The 18,968-nt window shown below is 59.7% G+C and carries 17 protein-coding genes; 9 read left to right on the top strand and 8 right to left on the bottom strand.

Annotated elements, in window-relative coordinates; genetic code table 11:
- Positions 1-24 precede the first annotated feature (24 nt).
- The 3 genes from hisA (at position 25) to KVG85_RS18720 (ending at position 2,472) form a co-directional block, all read left to right on the top strand.
- A complete protein-coding gene (gene hisA, locus KVG85_RS18730) occupies positions 25-765 on the top strand; it encodes a 1-(5-phosphoribosyl)-5-[(5-phosphoribosylamino)methylideneamino]imidazole-4-carboxamide isomerase (RefSeq protein WP_039756586.1) in 741 nt (246 codons plus the stop codon).
- Between the two features lie 107 nt (positions 766-872).
- A complete protein-coding gene (gene hisF / locus KVG85_RS18725; protein WP_016772122.1) occupies positions 873-1,643 on the top strand; it encodes an imidazole glycerol phosphate synthase subunit HisF in 771 nt (256 codons plus the stop codon).
- 73 nt (positions 1,644-1,716) lie between these two features.
- Positions 1,717-2,472 (top strand): substrate-binding periplasmic protein, encoded by a 756-nt coding sequence (locus KVG85_RS18720; RefSeq protein WP_217864618.1) that lies wholly within the window; start codon positions 1,717-1,719, stop codon positions 2,470-2,472.
- Here KVG85_RS18720 and KVG85_RS18715 read toward each other — a convergent pair.
- The 5 genes from KVG85_RS18715 to gpmI all read right to left on the bottom strand — a co-directional run bounded on the left by KVG85_RS18715 (position 2,453) and on the right by gpmI (position 9,109).
- Positions 2,453-3,829 carry a Vps62-related protein gene (locus KVG85_RS18715; RefSeq protein ID WP_217864617.1) on the bottom strand — a complete coding sequence of 459 codons (1,377 nt, stop codon included), beginning with the start codon at positions 3,827-3,829 and terminating at the stop codon, positions 2,453-2,455. The two genes, KVG85_RS18720 and KVG85_RS18715, sit on opposite strands and share 20 nt — an antisense overlap.
- Positions 3,830-3,945: 116 nt before the next feature.
- Complete coding sequence (locus KVG85_RS18710; RefSeq protein ID WP_217864616.1) at positions 3,946-4,722, bottom strand: divergent polysaccharide deacetylase family protein; 777 nt, start codon at positions 4,720-4,722, stop codon at positions 3,946-3,948.
- 2 nt (positions 4,723-4,724) lie between these two features.
- The gene (locus tag KVG85_RS18705; protein WP_039756590.1) at positions 4,725-6,044 is read right to left on the bottom strand and encodes a S41 family peptidase; all 1,320 of its coding nucleotides are present in this window, start codon (positions 6,042-6,044) and stop codon (positions 4,725-4,727) included.
- Between the two features lie 31 nt (positions 6,045-6,075).
- Positions 6,076-7,362: a murein hydrolase activator EnvC family protein gene (locus tag KVG85_RS18700; protein ID WP_217864615.1), complete on the bottom strand. Its 1,287-nt coding sequence runs from the start codon at positions 7,360-7,362 to the stop codon at positions 6,076-6,078.
- A gap of 217 nt (positions 7,363-7,579) precedes the next feature.
- Entirely contained in the window at positions 7,580-9,109 is a 1,530-nt protein-coding gene (gene gpmI / locus KVG85_RS18695) for a 2,3-bisphosphoglycerate-independent phosphoglycerate mutase (protein ID WP_217864614.1), read from the bottom strand.
- A 153-nt stretch (positions 9,110-9,262) separates the two neighbouring features.
- Here gpmI and KVG85_RS18690 point away from each other — a divergent pair, with 153 nt between their 5' ends.
- From KVG85_RS18690 to secB, 3 genes are read left to right on the top strand one after another with little or no spacing between them, the layout of a single operon-like run.
- Positions 9,263-9,676 (top strand): rhodanese-like domain-containing protein, encoded by a 414-nt coding sequence (locus tag KVG85_RS18690; RefSeq protein WP_016772116.1) that lies wholly within the window; start codon positions 9,263-9,265, stop codon positions 9,674-9,676.
- A gap of 1 nt (position 9,677) precedes the next feature.
- Positions 9,678-9,932 (top strand): glutaredoxin 3, encoded by a 255-nt coding sequence (gene grxC / locus KVG85_RS18685; RefSeq protein ID WP_217864613.1) that lies wholly within the window; start codon positions 9,678-9,680, stop codon positions 9,930-9,932.
- A gap of 57 nt (positions 9,933-9,989) precedes the next feature.
- The gene (secB, locus tag KVG85_RS18680) at positions 9,990-10,475 is read left to right on the top strand and encodes a protein-export chaperone SecB (protein WP_016772114.1); all 486 of its coding nucleotides are present in this window, start codon (positions 9,990-9,992) and stop codon (positions 10,473-10,475) included.
- A 123-nt stretch (positions 10,476-10,598) separates the two neighbouring features.
- Here secB and KVG85_RS18675 read toward each other — a convergent pair whose 3' ends face one another.
- The gene (locus KVG85_RS18675) at positions 10,599-11,054 is read right to left on the bottom strand and encodes a tRNA (cytidine(34)-2'-O)-methyltransferase (protein ID WP_217864612.1); all 456 of its coding nucleotides are present in this window, start codon (positions 11,052-11,054) and stop codon (positions 10,599-10,601) included.
- On the opposite strand from KVG85_RS18675, the gene KVG85_RS18670 reads away from it, so the two are divergent.
- The 3 genes from KVG85_RS18670 (at position 11,053) to KVG85_RS18660 (ending at position 15,790) form a co-directional block, all read left to right on the top strand.
- Positions 11,053-11,493: a hypothetical protein gene (locus tag KVG85_RS18670; protein WP_217864611.1), complete on the top strand. Its 441-nt coding sequence runs from the start codon at positions 11,053-11,055 to the stop codon at positions 11,491-11,493. The two genes, KVG85_RS18675 and KVG85_RS18670, sit on opposite strands and share 2 nt — an antisense overlap.
- A 304-nt stretch (positions 11,494-11,797) precedes the next feature.
- On the top strand, positions 11,798-13,672 hold the full coding sequence (locus KVG85_RS18665) for a leucine-rich repeat domain-containing protein (RefSeq protein WP_367615315.1): 1,875 nt from the start codon (positions 11,798-11,800) through the stop codon (positions 13,670-13,672).
- A 120-nt stretch (positions 13,673-13,792) separates the two neighbouring features.
- Complete coding sequence (locus tag KVG85_RS18660; RefSeq protein WP_225926695.1) at positions 13,793-15,790, top strand: leucine-rich repeat domain-containing protein; 1,998 nt, start codon at positions 13,793-13,795, stop codon at positions 15,788-15,790.
- 631 nt (positions 15,791-16,421) lie between these two features.
- On the opposite strand, the gene ntrC is transcribed toward KVG85_RS18660, so the two are convergent.
- A complete protein-coding gene (ntrC, locus tag KVG85_RS18655) occupies positions 16,422-17,858 on the bottom strand; it encodes a nitrogen regulation protein NR(I) (protein ID WP_016772108.1) in 1,437 nt (478 codons plus the stop codon).
- On the bottom strand, positions 17,855-18,940 hold the full coding sequence (gene glnL / locus KVG85_RS18650) for a nitrogen regulation protein NR(II) (RefSeq protein ID WP_016772107.1): 1,086 nt from the start codon (positions 18,938-18,940) through the stop codon (positions 17,855-17,857). The genes ntrC and glnL overlap by 4 nt, the downstream gene beginning before the upstream one ends.
- Between the last annotated feature and the right edge of the window lie 28 nt (positions 18,941-18,968).

Here is an 18,968-nt window from a genome sequence, read left to right as displayed (position 1 = left end):
CGCTCTTTTGACGAAGGAAAAAGCATGCTGATTATTCCCGCTATCGATCTCAAAGACGGTGCCTGCGTACGTCTGCGCCAGGGCCGCATGGAAGATTCCACGGTGTTCTCCGATGACCCGGTGAGCATGGCTGCCAAGTGGGTGGAGGGCGGTTGCCGCCGTCTGCATCTGGTCGACCTGAACGGCGCGTTCGAAGGCCAGCCGGTCAACGGCGAAGTGGTCACGGCGATCGCCAAGCGCTACCCGACCCTGCCGATCCAGATCGGTGGCGGCATCCGTTCGCTGGAAACCATCGAGCATTACGTCAAGGCCGGCGTCAGCTACGTGATCATCGGCACCAAAGCCGTAAAAGATCCGGCGTTCGTTGCTGAAGCCTGCCGTGCGTTTCCGGGCAAGATCATTGTCGGTCTGGATGCGAAAGACGGTTTCGTCGCCACCGACGGCTGGGCTGAGATCAGCACCGTGCAGGTCATTGACCTGGCCAAGCAGTTCGAAGCCGACGGCGTGTCCTCGATCGTTTATACCGACATCGCCAAAGACGGCATGATGCAGGGCTGCAACGTACCGTTCACCGCTGCGCTGGCCGCTGCCACCAGGATTCCGGTGATCGCTTCCGGCGGCATCCATAACCTGGGTGACATCAAGTCGCTGCTCGACGCCAAGGCACCGGGCATCATCGGCGCGATCACGGGCCGCGCGATCTATGAGGGCACTTTGGATGTTGCAGAGGCTCAAGCTTTTTGTGATGGCTACGCGGCCAGATAAAAGCAGCTTCAAGTTGCAAGCTGCGAGCTGCAAGTTAGAAGCGCGACCGCAATCCGCCCTTTCTTGCAGCTTGAAGCTTGAAGCTTCTTAATCGGAGATTAAGTCTTATGGCGTTAGCCAAACGCATCATCCCTTGCCTGGACGTGGACAACGGCCGGGTCGTCAAAGGTGTGAAGTTCGAGAACATCCGCGACGCCGGTGACCCGGTGGAAATCGCCCGTCGCTACGACGAGCAGGGTGCCGACGAGATTACCTTTCTCGACATCACCGCCAGCGTCGATGGGCGTGACACTACGCTGCATACCGTCGAGCGCATGGCCAGCCAGGTGTTCATTCCGCTGACCGTCGGCGGTGGCGTGCGTACCGTGCAGGACATCCGCAACCTGCTCAATGCCGGCGCGGACAAGGTGTCGATCAACACCGCCGCCGTGTTCAACCCGGAGTTCGTTGGCGAAGCCGCGCAGCATTTCGGCTCGCAGTGCATCGTCGTCGCCATCGACGCCAAGAAAGTCTCCGGCCCCGGCGAAACCCCGCGCTGGGAAATCTTCACCCACGGCGGGCGCAAGCCGACCGGCCTCGACGCGGTCGAGTGGGCGAAGAAAATGGAAGGCCTCGGTGCTGGCGAAATCCTCCTGACCAGCATGGATCAGGACGGCATGAAAAACGGCTTCGACCTCGGCGTGACCCGCGCCATCAGCGACGCGCTGGGCATTCCGGTGATCGCTTCCGGTGGCGTCGGCAATTTGCAGCATCTGGCCGACGGCATTCTCGAAGGCCATGCCAGTGCGGTGCTGGCGGCAAGTATTTTCCACTTCGGCGAATACACCGTGCAGGAAGCCAAGGCCTACATGTCGCATCGCGGCATCGTCATGCGCTAAAGCGTACAGGCCAGTGGACAGCATGGCGCGCCCAAGGCACTCTTGGGCACGCCATGGATTCCGGTAGCCCGACATGATCAAACGCCTGCTTGTTGTTCTCGCCAGCGCCTCGTTGTTGTTCATCAGCAATGCCCGGGCCGAAACCAGTCCCGACACCGATCTGGTGCTGCTCACCGAGAACTTCCCGCCGTACAACATGGCGAAGAACGGCAAGAATTTCGCCCAGGGCGACAACATCAACGGCATTGCCACGGACATCGTTCGCGAGATGTTCCAGCGCGCCGGCCTCACTTACAGCCTGACCCTGCGTTTCCCCTGGGAACGTGTCTACAAGCTCGCCCTGGAAAATCCCGGTTACGGGGCCTTCGTCATGGCGCGCCTGCCCGATCGCGAAAGACTGTTCAAATGGGTCGGCCCGATCGGCCCGGATGACTGGATTCTGCTGGCCAAGGCTGACAGCAAGATCACCCTCGACACCCTCAACGACGCGCGCAAATACAAGATCGGCGCCTACAAGGGTGATGCGATTGCCGAGACTCTCACCAAGCAAGGCCTCAAACCGGTGGTGGTGCTGCGCGATCAGGACAACGCTAAAAAGCTGCTCAATGGCCAGATCGACCTGTGGGCCACCGGTGATCCTGCCGGCCGTTATCTGGCACGGCAGGATGGCGTGACCGGCCTGAAGACCGTGCTGCGCTTCAACAGCGCCGAGTTGTACCTGGCGCTGAACAAGGATGTTTCCGATGAGGTGGTCAACAGGCTACAGACCGCGCTGGATCAACTGCGCAAAGAAGGCGTGGTCGATGAAATCATGGCGCGCTATCTGTGACCACATCCAGACCGGGTGATGGCAGCGCTTCTACGCTGGCGCTGTCGATGCCTGGCTCAGCGGGGATGTCCGTCGTCAACGATGGACACGAGCCGACTGATTCGATGGATTGCGGCGGGTATTGCGTCAGCAGAACGCTGGAGTCGTCGGTATAGCCGAAATCGACCGCCACTTGAGTACCGTCTTCCCTCACCAGTTCGTAATGGCTTTGCATCTGATAGACCGCTACGGCTGATTGTTTTGGCACCATGGCAATCACGATCTGCGGTCGCAGCTCGTTCCAGCCGTTGGAAGACGCTTCAGTATGGGTCAGGGCCTTCGGCAGGCACGCCGAGAATCTGGTCATGCGGATGTCGCTCAGAGGCACGGATGGCCAGGCTTTTACAATTTCCATCGCGGTGAAGCTATGGAACATCCGCATCGTCACGGCGCTCTGCGCGCGCGGCGCAGTCCATTTTTTCGCGCGGTATGTGTCCGACTCATTGCGCTCATAACCGATGAGCACGTATTGGTCGGTCCTTTTGAGTGCGTAGTAAGGTGAGTTGCGAAACTGCTCACCGGGATGCGCATGGTCTCTCACCGCGAACCAGGGCAGGCGGGCAACATGTGTGACCGTGGCGGGTTCGCTTTCGGGTGGCTTGGCATATCCACCGAGAACCGGAGCCTGTGGCGGTTCGCTCAGTTGCACAGGGATCTGCATGCGCAACGCGTACGCCGATGATGGTGCCGCAGGCTTGCCGTAGCCCTGAATGCCGGCAAATGTGCCCGCTGCAAACAGGATATCGCCTGCTGCCGCAGTCGGCGGTTCGATGGCGAAGGCACTGAAACTCATTTTGGCGCCGCTACCTTTGTCATTCCAGATCAACTCGCCGAGGTTCGCTGCGACGACGAGGTCGACCCTGACGCAACGCATTGAGTTCAGAGAAGGTTTGCAATGATCGTTGGTGCAGACCTGCCCCAAGGCGACGTAACCGACAGGTGCCAAAGGGCGCCAGATCGACAGGCGCGCAACGTTGGGAGCCCCGGTTTCTTTCCAGACCAGTTCAAAATCGACAGGGCGCGCCAGTGCCTTGCCTCTGGCGTTTGCGACTCCTTTCAAATCCCTCTCGCAGACCACGGCCGCGACTACTTCGCCATTGATATTGGCATCGCCGGGGATCAGCACATCGCCCAGCGGGAAATAGCCGGGCAGTGCATCCGGGCCGGGGGCAGGGCGCCAGAAGGTGGCGGGTTTTGCTTTCGAGCCGTTGCTGCTCCAGACCCGATTGAACTCCGTGGTGAAGCTGATCAGCAGGCTGTCTTGAATGATCGGTTCCATTTGCCGTGGCAGCGCTGCGATATTGTCTTCGATAGTCATGATGATTCCTGATAGTTAAAGGCGACGCGAGGGCGTCGCGACCCGTTGCAGGTCGCACTATCGGAAACGGGGGTAGTTAGCGGGTGGTAACTATGTATGTGCCAGCGTCACGGGTGTTACCGGTAGACGCCATCCTTGCCATGGCCAGCCATGGCGCGGTTGCTGCGCACGCTGATCATCTGCCGGATATCGATCCAGTCGATGCCTTGCGCTTTGAGCTTGGGTAATTCGCGCTCCAGCACCGCCAGGGTCTGCGGATACGGATGGCCGATCATCACCGCTGAACCCTGTTTGTGCGCCAGGGCGATCGCGGTCTGCAACTGAGTGGCAATGGCCGCTTCGGTGCGCTCATCATCGAGAAACACATCTCTGGAAACGCTGGCCAGATCGATTTTCTGCGCCTGCTGCGCTGCGACGGTCTGCGCGCTGGTGCGGCTGTCGACGAAGAACTTGTGCCGACGCTGCAACTCAGCCATCAACCACGCCATCGCCGCAGGCTGGGCGGTCATGCGGCTGCCCATGTGATTGTTGATGCCGGCGGTGAACGGGACTTTTTCAAACGCGGCATTCAGGCGTTTCTGCAGCTCTTCGATGGGCAGTTCGGGGTGCCAGGCGTACGGCCCGGTGGCCGGATCCATGGGCATGTGCAGGATGACGATCTTGCCGGCGCGATGGGCTTCGCGGGCAAGCTCGGTGGCGTGAGGGGTGTCGGGCATGATCGCCGCCGTGACCGGGCCGGGCAGGGCGAGCACGCGACGATCCCGGGGCAGGCTCTGCCCCAGGTCGTCGATGATCAATGTCAGGTAGGCTTTGTGCGGCGAGGAGCTGGCGGGCTCTGCTTGGGCAAAACCCGCCAGACAGCACAGCAGAACGCAGAGGGAACGCAGCAACATCCTCAGCGGCCGGAAGTGATGCTCAGGCCTTTGAGCAGGCTCAGGGCCTGGGCCAACTGGTAATCGTCATCCTGCGGCATCGCTTTGGCCTTGCCGCCGGAACCGCTCGGTTTGTCGGCGCCGCCGTTGCCGTTGCCCAAGTGACCTTGCAGATCGGCTTCCTTGAAGTACTCGCTGTCGGCTTCGTTGGTGATCTTCGCGCGGCGCACTTCGATGTCCGGCACGATGCCCTGAGCCTGGATCGAGCGGCCGTTCGGCGTGAAATACAGCGCGGTGGTGATCTTCAGCGCGCGGTCGTTGTTCAGCGGCAGCACGGTCTGCACCGAGCCCTTGCCGAAACTGGTGGTGCCCATGACCACGGCACGTTTCTGGTCCTGCAGGGCGCCGGCGACGATTTCCGAAGCCGAGGCACTGCCACCGTTGATCAGCACGACCATCGGCACCGCTTCGCTTTCGTCCTTGCCGGTGGCGGAGAAGCGCAATTCGGAGTTGGCGATGCGGCCCTTGGTGTAGACGATCAGGCCTTTGGTGATAAAGTGGTCGACCACTTCCACCGCCGATTGCAGCACGCCGCCCGGGTTGTTGCGCAGGTCGAGAATGATGCCGTTGAGCTTCTTGCCGTTGTCCTTGCGCAGCTTGGCCAGAGCCTTGGAGACTTCTTCGCCGGTCTTGACCTGGAACTGGGTGATGCGGATATAGCCGTAGCCCGATTCCAGCAGCTGCGCCTTGACGCTCTTGACCTGAATCACTGCACGGGCCAGGGTCACGTCGAACGGCGTGCCGCCGTCGCGAACCAGGGTCAGGGTGATTTTCTGGCCGATCTTGCCGCGCATCTTGTCGACGGCTTCAGTCATGGTCTGGCCACGCGTTGGCTGGCCGTTGATCTTGACGATGAAGTCACCAGCCTGAATGCCGGCCTTCGACGCCGGGGTGTCGTCAATCGGCGAGACGACCTTGATGAAACCGTCTTCGGCGCCGACTTCGATGCCCAGGCCGCCGAATTCACCGCTGGTGCTTTCCTGCAGTTCGGTGAAGTCTTCCGGGCCAAGGTAGGCTGAATGCGGATCGAGGTTGCTGAGCATGCCCTTGATCGCGTTTTCCAGCAGGGTCTTGTCGTCTACAGGCTCGACATAGGCGGCTTTGATCCGGTCCATGACCTCGGCGAAGGTGCGCAGCTCTTCCAGCGGCAACGGCGCCTTGGCGGTCGCGGCAGTGCCTGCCGGAGCGACGGTCGGGGCCGGTTGCGCGGCGAACGCCAGAGGCGCGCCGATCACCAGGGCGATCGTCAGGGCCAGCGAGGTAAGGCGGGACAAATGCAGCATGTCGAACGAACTCCTGAATTAGATGGTGCGCTTATCCTTGCGCACGACACCATTGCGCCGGATCACTCGGGTGACCCTGCTGACGAATTGCGAAATACAGCGCTGGCGTGTCCTGACCGCCACTGTTACCGACAGTGGAAATCGACTCGCCAGCCTTGACCACATCACCCGCCGACTTAAGCAGCGTCTGGTTGTGGCCGTAAAGACTGAGAAAACCGTTGCCGTGATCGAGAATCACCAGCAAACCGGCACCGCGCAGCCAATCGGCAAATACCACGCGCCCACCGTGTACTGCGTGCACCTGGCTGCCGGCGGAGGCGCTGATCATCACACCATCCCACTTGGTGCGGGCGTCGTCGCCACGGCTTTCACCGAAGCGTGCGAGTAATCGACCATCAACCGGCCACGGAAGTTTTCCCCGGGTTGCAGCAAAAGGCCCGCCAAAGGTTTCGCCGCTGCTCGATACCAGCGCGCCGGGGCTTGATCTGGCGGGTTTTCGTGGGGCGTCGCTGTTGTCAGCCTGCGCCTCACGCAAACGCTTTTTTTCCGCTTCCTGCTGGGCCATCAGCGCTTTCTGCCGCGCTTCTTCTGCCTCACGAGCCTGGCGCGCCAGGGTTTCTTCGATGGTTTTAAGGACTTTAGACAGGTCTGCCTGATCCTGCTCGCGGGCGGCCAGCTTTTGATCGCGGGCTTTCACGTCGTCATTTAGCTTGGCGAGAACCTGCTGGCGTTCCTTGCGGACCTTCTCGAGTGCTTCGCGCTGAGTGTCGAGGTCGCTTTTCTGCACCAGCAACTGCGCCTGCTGCAGGCCAATGTCTTTTTCGACATTGGCCAGTTGGCGCAGGGTTTCGTTGAAGTTCTTCAACTGCTCCAGGCGGGCCTGGCTCAGGTAGTCGTAATAGGTGAGGGTGCGGGCGAACTTCTCGGGGTTCTGCTGATTGAGCAGCAGCTTGAGGTATTCCTGGCGGCCGTTCTGGTACGCCGCTCGGGCCTGAATGGCGATCAGTCGCTGCTGTTCAGTGCGCGCGCTCTGGAGTTTTTTTTTCTCTGCATCGAGCCGCTGTAGCTCGGATTCGCTTTTCTGCAGTTCTTTCTGCAGCGCGTCGACCTGCTTCTGCAGCTTGCCCATCTCGGTTTCAGTGCCCTTGAGCTCTTTCTGTACGCCGGACTTTTCTTCCTGCAGCTTGCCCAGGAGTTTTTTCAGCTCGGCGATATCCTGACGCGTGGCGTCCAACTGCTGTTGGGTTTGCGCGCGCTCGTCGGCGAAGGCCGGCTGGAGCAGACAGGTCAGAGCAAGGGCGATCAGGACGCGAAGCATAGGGGCGGGCGGCACCAGGGTAAGGGACGGCCTAGTATGCCCGCCCGAGGCTGCAAAAAAAACGCCCAATTGGGGCTGTGTGATAACTGGACAGAAAAACACCGCAAAACCAATGTGGGAGCGAGCTTGCTCGCGAAAGCGGTGCGTCAGGCGACATCGCTGTCGACTGATCCACCGTATTCGCGAGCAGGCTCGCTCCCACAGGGATTATCAGTGTTTATACGAGGATCGAAGTGCCAGTCATCTCCGCCGGTTTTTCCAGGCCCAGCAGCATCAGCATGGTCGGTGCCACGTCCGCCAGCACGCCGCCTTCGCGCACTTTCAGGTCGCGTTTGCCGACGTAGATGAACGGCACCGGCTCGGTGGTGTGCGCGGTATGCGCCTGACCGGTGGATTCGTCGGCCATTTGCTCGACGTTGCCGTGGTCGGCCGTGATCAGCGCTTCGCCACCGACCTTGTCCAGCGCCTCGACGATGCGACCGACGCAGGTGTCCAGGCACTCGACCGCCTTCACCGCCGCGTCGAATACGCCGCTATGGCCGACCATGTCGCCGTTGGCGTAGTTGACCACGATCACGTCGTAGCGCTGGTTTTCGATGGCGTCGACGATGCGGTCAGTGACTTCCGGGGCGCTCATTTCCGGCTGCAGGTCATAGGTAGCGACTTTCGGCGACGGGATCAGGATGCGCTCTTCGCCCGGGAACGGTTCTTCGCGACCGCCGGAGAAGAAGAAGGTCACATGGGCATACTTCTCGGTTTCAGCGATGCGCAGCTGGGTCTTGCCGTTTTTCGCCAGGTAATCACCGAGGACGTTTTCCAGGCTGCCGGCGGCGAAGGCCGACGGTGCCGGAATGCTTGCGGCGTACTGGGTCAGCATGACGAAACCGGCCAGTTTTGGCTGGCGGGCGCGCGCGAATTCCTTGAAATCGTCTTCGACGAACACGCGGGTCAGCTCGCGAGCGCGGTCGGCACGGAAGTTCATGAACACCACGGCATCGCCGTCCTCGACTTTTACCGGCTCGCCGATGGAGGTGGCTTTGACGAACTCGTCGCTTTCGCCACGGGCGTAGGCAGCTTCAAGACCTTCCTGAGCGGTGGCGGCGTTGAATTCGCCGTTGCCGTCGACGATCAGGTTGTAGGCCTGGGCGACGCGATCCCAACGGTTGTCACGGTCCATGGCGAAGTAGCGGCCGATGATGCTGGCGATGCGGCCCTTGCCGAGTGCCTGGAAAGTCGCGTCGAGCAGTTCGATCGACGAAGCAGCGCTTTTCGGCGGCGTGTCGCGGCCATCGAGGAAGGCGTGCAGGTAGATTTTTTCGGCGCCGCGCTTGAAGGCCAGTTCGGCCATGGCGATCAGGTGATCCTGGTGGCTGTGCACGCCGCCATCGGACAGCAGCCCCATAAAGTGCACGGCTTTGCCGGCGGCCACGGCTTTATCGACAGCGGCGCAGATGGTCGGGTTTTCGAAGAATTCGCCGTCGCGGATCGCTTTGGTCACGCGGGTGAAGTCCTGATATACCACGCGCCCGGCGCCGAGGTTCATGTGGCCGACTTCCGAGTTGCCCATCTGGCCGTCCGGCAGGCCGACGTCCATGCCGCTGCCCGAAATCAAGCCGTTCGGCACCGTGGCCCAGAGACGATCCAGCACAGGTTTCTTCGCCGCGAACACGGCATTGGATTCGGGGCTGTCGCTGTGACCGAAGCCGTCGAGAATCATCAGGACCAAAGGTTTGGGCGTAGTCGTCATGGAATCCACTCGTGGCTGATAAAGAAGAGGGCGATGGAAAACGGAGTTGGAGTTTAAAGCGAAGTTCCGACCGCGTCACCGCCGGACGGGGTTTGGCCGACCATAGTGGCTGTGTATACTGGCCGACATTTTAACGCCCTGGAACCTCCTTCGATGGTTGCTCACCTGATTGAATTTGCCACTAACCACTACATTCTTGTCGGTATCTTCGTCGTACTTCTGGCTCTGTTGCTGGCGCACACGATGCAGGGCGGCGGCAAGAGCCTGAGCACCGGCGAACTGACCGCACTGGTCAATAAAGACGCAGGCGTGGTGGTGGACATCCGTCCGGCCAAGGATTATGCCGCTGGCCACATCGTCGGCGCGGTGAACATCCCTCAGGACAAACTGGCTGCCCGCGTCGGCGAGCTGGAAAAACACAAGGCCAAGACCATCATTCTGGTCGACGCCCTCGGTCAGACCGCCGGCACCCACGCCCGCGAGCTGATGAAGTCCGGCTTCACCGCCGCCAAGCTGTCCGGCGGGATTTCCAGCTGGAAGGGCGACAACCTGCCGCTGGTGAAATGACATGAACAAAGTCATCGTCTACTCCAGCGATTACTGCCCTTACTGCTCGCGCGCCAAGTACCTGCTCGAGAACAAAGGCGTGGCCTTCGAAGAGATCAAGGTCGATGGCAAGCCGCAGCTGCGTGCCGAAATGACCAAAAAGGCCGGGCGCACGTCCGTGCCGCAGATCTGGATCGGCGCAAAGCACATCGGCGGTTGCGATGATTTATACGCCCTGGAACGCGCCGGCAAACTCGACGCGCTGCTCAAGGGCTGAACGGCTGCACCCACGTACAGCACTCCCTAAAAGACCCAAGATCGATAAGGATCTGAGATGACTGACCAACAGAACACTGCAGCCAGCGAAGAAGAAACCGCACCGCAATTCTCCTTGCAGCGCATCTACGTACGCGACCTGTCCTTCGAAGCCCCGAAAAGCCCGGCGATCTTCCGCCAGCAGTGGGATCCGGCGGTCGGTCTGGATCTGAACACTCGCCAAAAAGCGCTGGAAGGCGACTTCTACGAAGTGGTGCTGACCCTTTCCGTTACCGTAAAAAACGGTGAAGAAGTGGCCTTCATCGCTGAAGTGCAACAGGCCGGTATCTTCCTGATCAAGAACCTGGACGCGGCTTCGATGAGCCACACCTTGGGAGCATTCTGCCCGAACATCCTGTTCCCGTATGCCCGCGAGACCCTGGACAGCCTGGTTACCCGTGGCTCGTTCCCGGCGCTGATGCTGGCCCCGGTGAACTTCGATGCCCTGTACGCGCAAGAGCTGCAGCGCATGCAGGAAAGCGGCGAGACCCCGACCGTTCAGTAAGACGGTTCAGCAATACCCCATGTGGGAGCGAGCCTGCTCGCGAAAGCGGTCTGTCAGACACATCAATGTTGACTGACACTCCGTAATCGCGAGCAGGCTCGCTCCCACATTTGTTTTGCGGCGTTACTTGAAGTCGTTCTGCCGCCACGCTTCGTACACGGCGACCGCCACGGTGTTGGACAGGTTCAGGCTGCGGCAGCCTTCGCGCATTGGCAGGCGCAGGCGCTGTTCGCCGGGCAGGGAATCGAGCACGTCCGCTGGCAGGCCACGACTTTCCGGGCCGAACAGAAACGCATCGCCGGGCACGAACGCGGCATCATGGAACGGCCGCGAACCTTTGGTGGTGAAGGCGAACACGCGCGGGTTGCCCAGACTTTCCAGACAACTGGCCAAGTCAGCGTGACGCTGCAACGTGGCATATTCGTGGTAGTCGAGACCGGCACGGCGCAGGCGCTTGTCGTCCATCTCGAAACCCAGTGGTTCGATCAAATGCAGGTGGCAGCCGCTGTTGGCGCACAGCCTGATAACGTTGCCGGTGTTCGGCGGAATTTCTGGTTGAAAAAGGATGACGTGAAACATGCACGGCTCCGAAGGTAAAGATGAGCGGCATTCTACGCCGCCTGTGGACAACCGTTCGAAACTATTCCCGCGAGTCATCGGCTCGCTGGCGATTGTCGGCTTGATGATCGGCTTGATGATCGGCCGGCTGACCACGCCGGATCCGAGCATGCTGGAGCAGGTCGAGGTTACCGATGGCGGCCTGGTGGTGTGGTTCAACAATGAGCCGAAGCTGCACGGCGAGATCATCGACGGCACCGTCGCGCTGCTGTTTCAGGCCGAAGGTCGACCGCAGAAAGGCCAGCTCAGGCTCAACGGCAAGGACGTCAACTGGCGCACGCGCAAGAGTGATGGCGGATTGTTGCTGACGGTGCTGGCAGCGCGTCCGTTGCGGGGCGACTGGGTCGGTAGCGAGGTCGATGATCGCTGGCGACTGGAGATCCGTTTGAGCGAGCCCTAGCGGCACTTCTTCATCACTGGGGCGCGCTCCCACACTATTTGAGGTCGTTTCCCACTGCGACCGTCTTCCTTTCCCATCTCCAGCACGTGCTCGTGCACGCTATCGTTCGTCCCTCCAAACGGCAGGATGCCGAAACCCGTCGTCCCCTTGCAGGAATGCAGGGGGCGTCTTTTTCAAGGATGAAAATATGCCAGTAAAACCCCCTCGCGGTGGCGGTACCCACGTGGACGCCTCGGGCGGCCCGCACCGGTCTGCGGACGTGGAGACTTCGCTTCCCGGCCACTTGGGTCGCACAGGCGTCGATGTGAGTATCGCTCAGGTTCATTCGCAGCCGCGCGCCACATCCTCCATTGACGCGACCCTGGATGCCGTACCCCCCACCGCGGCCGTTGTGGTTCGCACAATCGCTGAGGGTATTCGCCCTCCCGCCACCCAGCCTTCGCTGGACAATTACGTCACCAACGCCCGAGCGATACTTCCACAGGTCAACAGCGAAGGTTTGCGGGTGATCAGTCGGCGAACATATGCAGATCTGGTCAACGGCGACCTGGTGCCTGTCGCAGTGGATCCTGCGACGGGCTTGTATCGAGCCCGGCGGCCAAGCGAGTTGCTCCCATCCGGCCCGGTGATGCTGCGCGATGTGGACAGCGGACTTTGGTATGCGCGTGAAGTCGCGGAGCCAACTACCCGGGAACAGATCCGCAAATACCTCCCCGACACGACCGACGAGGACGCAGATGCCTTCATCGCCCGGTTTGATGACAAGGACGTGGCAGAGCTTGAGCTCAAGCATATCCAGCTTGGGATTGCGCAATTGGACTCGACGCGTTTTGAAATGCCGTTCAGTCGAGCTCGCATTACATCGGACCAGGAGTTTCGTGCGGCGTGGAATATGTGGACGACGCTTCGCCAGTTGTACAAATGGCAAGGTCAGCCCGATCAGCGGGTCTACCGTGATGGGCGGCTCGTGGGCTTCAAGCTGGAAATCGATCTGACAATATGGCCAGTTGCAAAGCCGCTTTCCTTGAAATTCGGCTCAGTCGTTTCTTTGACTTTGAGAGGCCGTGGGCGGCTGGACCCGGACGTGTTTTGCGCACAATTTCCCAACCTTGAAACTCTGACGATCACCAGTCAGGTAATCGAAGTGGAAGGGCGGTTTCAAGGATGGAACGTGATAGAACGGGTTCATTCAAAATTCAGTCTGGATTCGCGCTTTGCCGAGCAATTGAAAAAATTCCCGCGTTTGCAAAGGCTGCACCTGCAGGACTGTGAATTGACGTCTGACTTTTCGGTACGAGGCCTTGCCAGGCTACATGAGCTTTGGCTTTGCAATACATTCGAGCCGCCGGTGAATAGCCTCCACATGCAAATGCAGCATCAGGAGCAAGTCACCTTTTTGCAAGTGGCAGCTGACCTCAGAGGGATGACTGAACTGCGGGTGCTGGATCTGAGCCGCACCGGAATACACCTGCTGCCTTCCGGTCTTGAGACCATCGATGTGGCGTCGAAGCTGGAAGTGTTAAGACTGGGGGGCAATCCGCTTGCGAACAGCCTTTCACTCGAAAACATGACCGCACTGCAGGAGCTGGATCTTTCCAATACACGATTGCAAAGATTTCCCGAGGGCATTACCGACAGGATTCCCGCAAAAGAATTGAATCTTGCTGACAATCATATCAGGTCGATTCCCGAATCCGTTGAGCTCAGAGCGGGCTTCAATCTCATCGGCAATCCTGTAACGGACCCGGCCTCTCTACGGCGGTTGATACGAGCACGTGTAGAGACAGGCACCGATATCTGGCTTGGACAGGAAAGCAGCGACGTATCTGCCGATCTCTGGCTCCGCAATGTGCCACAGGAACAGATAGCCGAAAAACAAGCGCTGTGGGACAGGCATAACGCCGCGATGCCACTGGCAGTGACCGGAATTCTTCGTCGGCTGAGTCGAACGCCCGAGTTTCACGTTGAACGCCCGCTGTTGCAGCGGCGCGTTTGGTGGTTTCTGGAAATTTATGACGGGGCCGACGTCAACGAGCGGGCCAGGCTTGACGCCATTCTTCATACGGAAACGAGTCCCGGAAGAATGCTGGATCGTCTGGAGAATGAAATCCGCAGCTATGACGGAGGGCGACAGAATCAGCCGCTGCATCCACCGTCCAAGCGCCCAAGGCTCGAATGACTCGCAAGAGCACGTGAAGTCTGTGTTATCGCAGGAATCTTCAGCCTGCCTGTGTTCAGTATGCCAACCCCCATTTCCTCCGGCATCAATGCCGGAGACTATTTTCAAGGATGAAAAAATATGCCAGTAAAACCCCCTCGCGGTGGCAGCAGCCACGTGGACGCTTCCGGCAGCCCGCATCGGTCGACGGATGCGGACGCTTCTCTGCAGGGCCACTTGGGTCGCAGAGGCGGCGACTCGAATCTTACGCAGGATATTTCACAGCCGCGTGCCGGCTCATCCAGCGATGCAACTATCGATGGCGTACTCCCTTCTGCAGTTGTGGTTCATGCGATGCCGGAGGGCGCCCGCCCTCCCGAGCCCCAGGCTTCGCTCGACAATTACGTCACCAACGCCCGAGCGATACTTCCACAGGTCAACACTGATGGTTTGCGTGTGATCGGGAAGCGAATATACGCTGACCTGGCCAACGGCGATCTTGTGCCTGTCGCGACGGATCCGGTCACAGGTTTATATCGTGCCCGACGTCCAAGCGAGTTGCTTGCGTCCGGACCGGTGCTTCTGCGCAACCCCGACACCGGTTACTGGTACCCGCGCGCGGTCGTTGAGCCAACAACCTTGGCGCAGGTTCGGAAATATCTTCCGGAAATTGCCGATCAGGACGCAGATGCGTTCATTGCCCGGTTCGATGACAAGGACGTGGCAGAGCTTGAACTCAAGCACATTCAGCTTGGGCTTCCTCAGCTGGACATCAAACACGTCAGCATCCCGTACCACCAGAATCACGCTTTACAGTCCCATGAAATAACTGAGGCGATTGCCATGTGGAACACGCTACGCCAAGTGCACAAGTGGCAAGGTGCGCCTGATCAGCAGGTTTATAGTAATGGGCGGCTAACGGGTTACAAACTGGATATCAATCTCACGCTATGGCCAGTCGATAGGCTGCTTTCATTGAAGTTCAAGTCCGTCGTTTCTCTTTCTTTAAGAGGGCATGCGCCGCTGGACCCGGAAGTGTTTTTTGCGCAGTTTCCCAACATTGAAAGTCTGACGATAGCCAGCCAGATGATCACCAGTAGAAGCTCAGGGGCCGGACTGTTCCTTATGGATATGAGTTATTCAAGATTCAGGGTGGATTCGCGCTTTACCGAGCAATTAAAAAGGCTCCCCCATTTACGAGAACTGAGCCTGCAGGATTGTGACCTACAGGCTGATTTTTCGGTGAGGGACATGACCAGACTCCAGGTGTTGAGGCTTGGTAGCACACCGGGGCCAGAGGTGAATGGTTTGCCCGGTCCGTTGCGCTTTGGCGTACCTGTTCAACGCCAGAACGATTTCTTGCAAACGGATCCTGATATTTCCGGGATGACCGAGTTGCGTGTGCTGGACCTGACAGGAGCTGGTATACGCCGAATCCCTTTCGGTCTTGATGCCGACAGCGGGTGGTCAACACTGGAAGTATTAAGGCTCGGCAACAATGCGCTTTCTGTCGCACCTTCACTCAAAGGAATGACTGCACTGCAGGAGCTGAATCTTTCCAATGCATTGCTAGACAAATTTCCGGAGGGCATCACCGACGAGATTCCCGGGAAAGTGTTGAACCTGGCGAACAACCGCATTACGTCGATTCCCGAGTCCGTTGAACTCAGAACCGGCTTCAATTTCATCGGCAATCCAATTACGGATCCGGCTTCGCTCCGCCGGCTGATACATGCGCGTATAAAAACAGGCACCGATATCTGGCTGGGAGTTGAAAGTAATGATCGCTCGGCAAACCTGTGGCTGCGCAATGTGCCGCCATTGGAGTTGTCCGGAAAATTGAAGCTCTGGGACAGTTTCGGCGGAGCAGGAAGTGACGTGCTCAATGGAATCCGGAAGCTGAGCCGTACACCTGAATTTCACGTTGAGTATCCACTTTTACAGCGACGGGTGTGGTGGTTTCTGGATATCTATACGAAGGCTGAGCCAAGCGAACAGGCAAGGATGAAGGACATTCTGATCAATGAACCCAGCCCCGGGAAAATGCTGGACAGGCTTGAAGCACTAATACGGGAATATGACTCGGGGCGGCAGAACCAGCCCCTGCACCATTTGCCCAAACGTCCAAAGCTTGATTAGCGCCGAGCTGAACACCTCGGCTGGAGGTGTAAAAGCGGGAATCCCTGACCTGCCTGTATCAGGGTTCCCAAAAGCATGGGCTTCGCTTGCGGCGTCAGCCCGGTGTAAAGAGGGAACCCCCGGCCTGCCTGTACCAAGGATCCCAAAAGGGTGGGCTCACCGCTTTGCGCTGTGAGCCCGATGTAAAGAGGGGAATCCCCGGCCTGCCTGTACCAAGGTCCCCGAAACGGGTGGTGAAACGAATCACCTGAGACAGGTACTGCAGGGGGCGTGCCAGGTTTTAATTTGCCGAAACAAAAAACACTTTGGGGACGCGAAAGCCCCGGGACTCGGGGCTTTCGCGTTTTTGAATGAAGGGTTTTTCAGTGTTTTCAGGAGTGATTGTGGCGATACGGCTGTGCGCGATCGCGGGTCATTGTGCATTGATGCGGTGCACGGTAGCCCTCACCCTAACCCTCTCCCAGAGGGAGAGGGGACTGACCGAGGTGCCCGGTCAAGTTACGCCGACCTGAGATACCGAGCCGAACTCAGGCCTCGAAACCACCCGAGATCGGCTCCCTTCCCCCTCTCCCCCTCGGGGGAGAGGGCTGGGGAGGGGGATCGATCCTGAGTACACGACAATCCTTAAGCGTTAACCCTCTTCCCCCTCGTCATCATCCCCACCATCAACCTTCATCCCCAGTTCCTTGATCTTGCGCGTCAAGGTGTTCCGCCCCCAACCCAGCAACACCGCCGCATCTCGTCGACGCCCTGCGGTGTGCTTCAGTGCCGTCTCGATCATGATCCGCTCGAACGCTGGCACTGCGCTGTCGAGCAGGCTCGACTGGCCACGGGCCAGCGCCTGATCGGCCCACTGGCGCAGGGCCTGTTCCCAGTTGGTCACTGGCGCCGAATCCTGCGGCAGGTTGAGCAGTTCCGGCGGCAAATCGCTGATGTGCACTTCACGGCCGGAGGCCATGACGGTGATCCAGCGGCAGGTGTTCTCCAACTGGCGCACGTTGCCCGGCCACGGCAGGTTTTTCAGGTATTCCTCGGTCTCGCTTTTCAGCAGCTTCGGCTCGACCGCCAGTTCCTGCGCGGCGCGGCTGAGGAAGTGCCGGGCCAGGGTTGGAATGTCTTCGCGACGATCCGACAGGCGCGGGATGTGGATGCGGATCACGTTGAGGCGGTGGAAAAGGTCCTCACGGAACTTGCCGGCGTGGACGAGCGTTTCGAGATTCTGGTGGGTCGCGGCGATGATGCGCACATCGACTTTGACCGGCACATGACCGCCGACGCGATAGAATTCGCCATCGGCCAGCACGCGCAGCAGGCGAGTCTGTGTGTCCGCCGGCATGTCGCCGATTTCATCAAGGAACAGCGTGCCGCCGTCCGCCTGTTCAAAACGACCGCGACGCAGGTTTGCCGCGCCGGTGAACGCGCCTTTCTCGTGGCCGAACAGTTCCGATTCCATCAGATCCTTGGGAATCGCCGCCATGTTCAGGGCAATGAACGGCGAGGCCGCGCGGGGGCTGTGGCGGTGCAGGGCGTGGGCCACCAGTTCTTTACCGGTACCGGATTCGCCGTTGATCAGCACGGTGATGTTGGAGTGGCTCAAGCGCCCGATGGCGCGAAACACTTCCTGCATCGCCGGCGCTTCGCCGATGATTTCCGGGGTACGGGTCAGGGCTGGCACGACTTCCAGGCCTTGCTGTTCCTGCGCATGTTGATTGGCGCGCTTGACCAGCGACACCGCTTCATCGACGTCGAACGGCTTGGGCAGATACTCGAAAGCGCCGCCCTGATACGAGGCGACAGCGCTGTCCAGATCGGAGTGAGCGGTCATGATGATGACCGGCAGCCGTGGGTGCTGTTCGCGAATCCGCGCCAGCAGATCCAGGCCACTGGCGCCCGGCATGCGGATATCGGAAATGATCACGTCCGGCTGCTGCCGGGCCAGACGACTCATCACGCCATCGGCGCTGTCGAAGCTCTGGGTGGTCATGCCTTCCTGCTGCAAGGCCTTTTCCAGGACCCAACGGATAGAACGGTCGTCATCGACGATCCACACGGTTTCACTACGGCTCATGTCGATGTGGCTCCTTGTTCCAGTGGCAGGAAGATCGAGAAGGTGGTGTGGCCTGGATGGCTCTCACACTCGATCAGGCCCTGGTGCTGACTGATGATGTTCTGGGTAATGGCCAGGCCCAGCCCGGTACCGTCCGGGCGGCCGCTGACCATGGGAAAGAAAATGGTTTCCTGCAGTTCCGCCGGAATGCCCGGACCGTTGTCGATGATCTCGATCTTGGTCACCAGACGATGGCGGATGTGGCCGATGGTGAACTGGCGCATGGCGCGGGTGCGCAGGCTGATGCGGCCCAGGCGCAGCTCGTTCTGGCTGCTGATCGCCTGCATCGCGTTGCGCACGATGTTCAACACCGCCTGAATCATTTGCTCGCGGTCGATCAATACATCGGGAATGCTCGGGTCGTAATCACGCACCAGGGTGATGCAGCCTTGGCTTTCGGCCTCGACCAGATGGCAAACGCGTTCGAGCACTTCGTGGACGTTGCACATGGCCAGCGACGGCAACTTATTCGAGCCGAGCATGCGATCGACCAGATTGCGCAGGCGGTCGGCCTCTTCGATGATCACATTGGTGTAATCGCGCAGGCTGTCTTCGGGCAGCTCGCGGGCGAGCAATTGCGCCGCACCACGGATGCCACCGAGGGGATTCTTGATCTCGTGGGCGAGGCCGCGCACCAGCATCTTGCTGGTTTCCTGTTTGGACAGCTGGGCCTCTTCCTTGGTGATGCGCAACAGGCGATCACGCGGATGCACTTCAAGCAAAAGCAAGGTCTCGCCGTTGCTGAGAATTGGCGTGACCGCGTAATCCACGGTCAGCGTCTGGCCGGTCAGGGCGGTGAGCATCGCTTCACGCTTGGTGAACGGGTGCGCCTGCTCCACCGCCTGACGCAGGGAATTGAGCGCCTCGGGGGATTCGGTGAACAGCTCGCTGATGAACTGGCCGTGGCTGCGTTGACCGCTGACCGCCAACAGCATCTCCGCCGCCGGGTTCATGTACTCCAGGCGCAATTCGGCGTCGAGCAGGATGGTCGCCGTGGTCAGGTTGTCGAGCAGCAAACGGTGAATAGCGTCGCTTATGGTCATCTGGACCCCTTTTGGAGCAAGGCGTGCG

It is taken from the genome of Pseudomonas triticicola, from assembly GCF_019145375.1.
GTDB lineage: Bacteria > Pseudomonadota > Gammaproteobacteria > Pseudomonadales > Pseudomonadaceae > Aquipseudomonas > Aquipseudomonas triticicola.
Note: the sequence above shows the minus strand (reverse complement) of the source record. Positions and strands in the feature narration are given on the sequence as shown.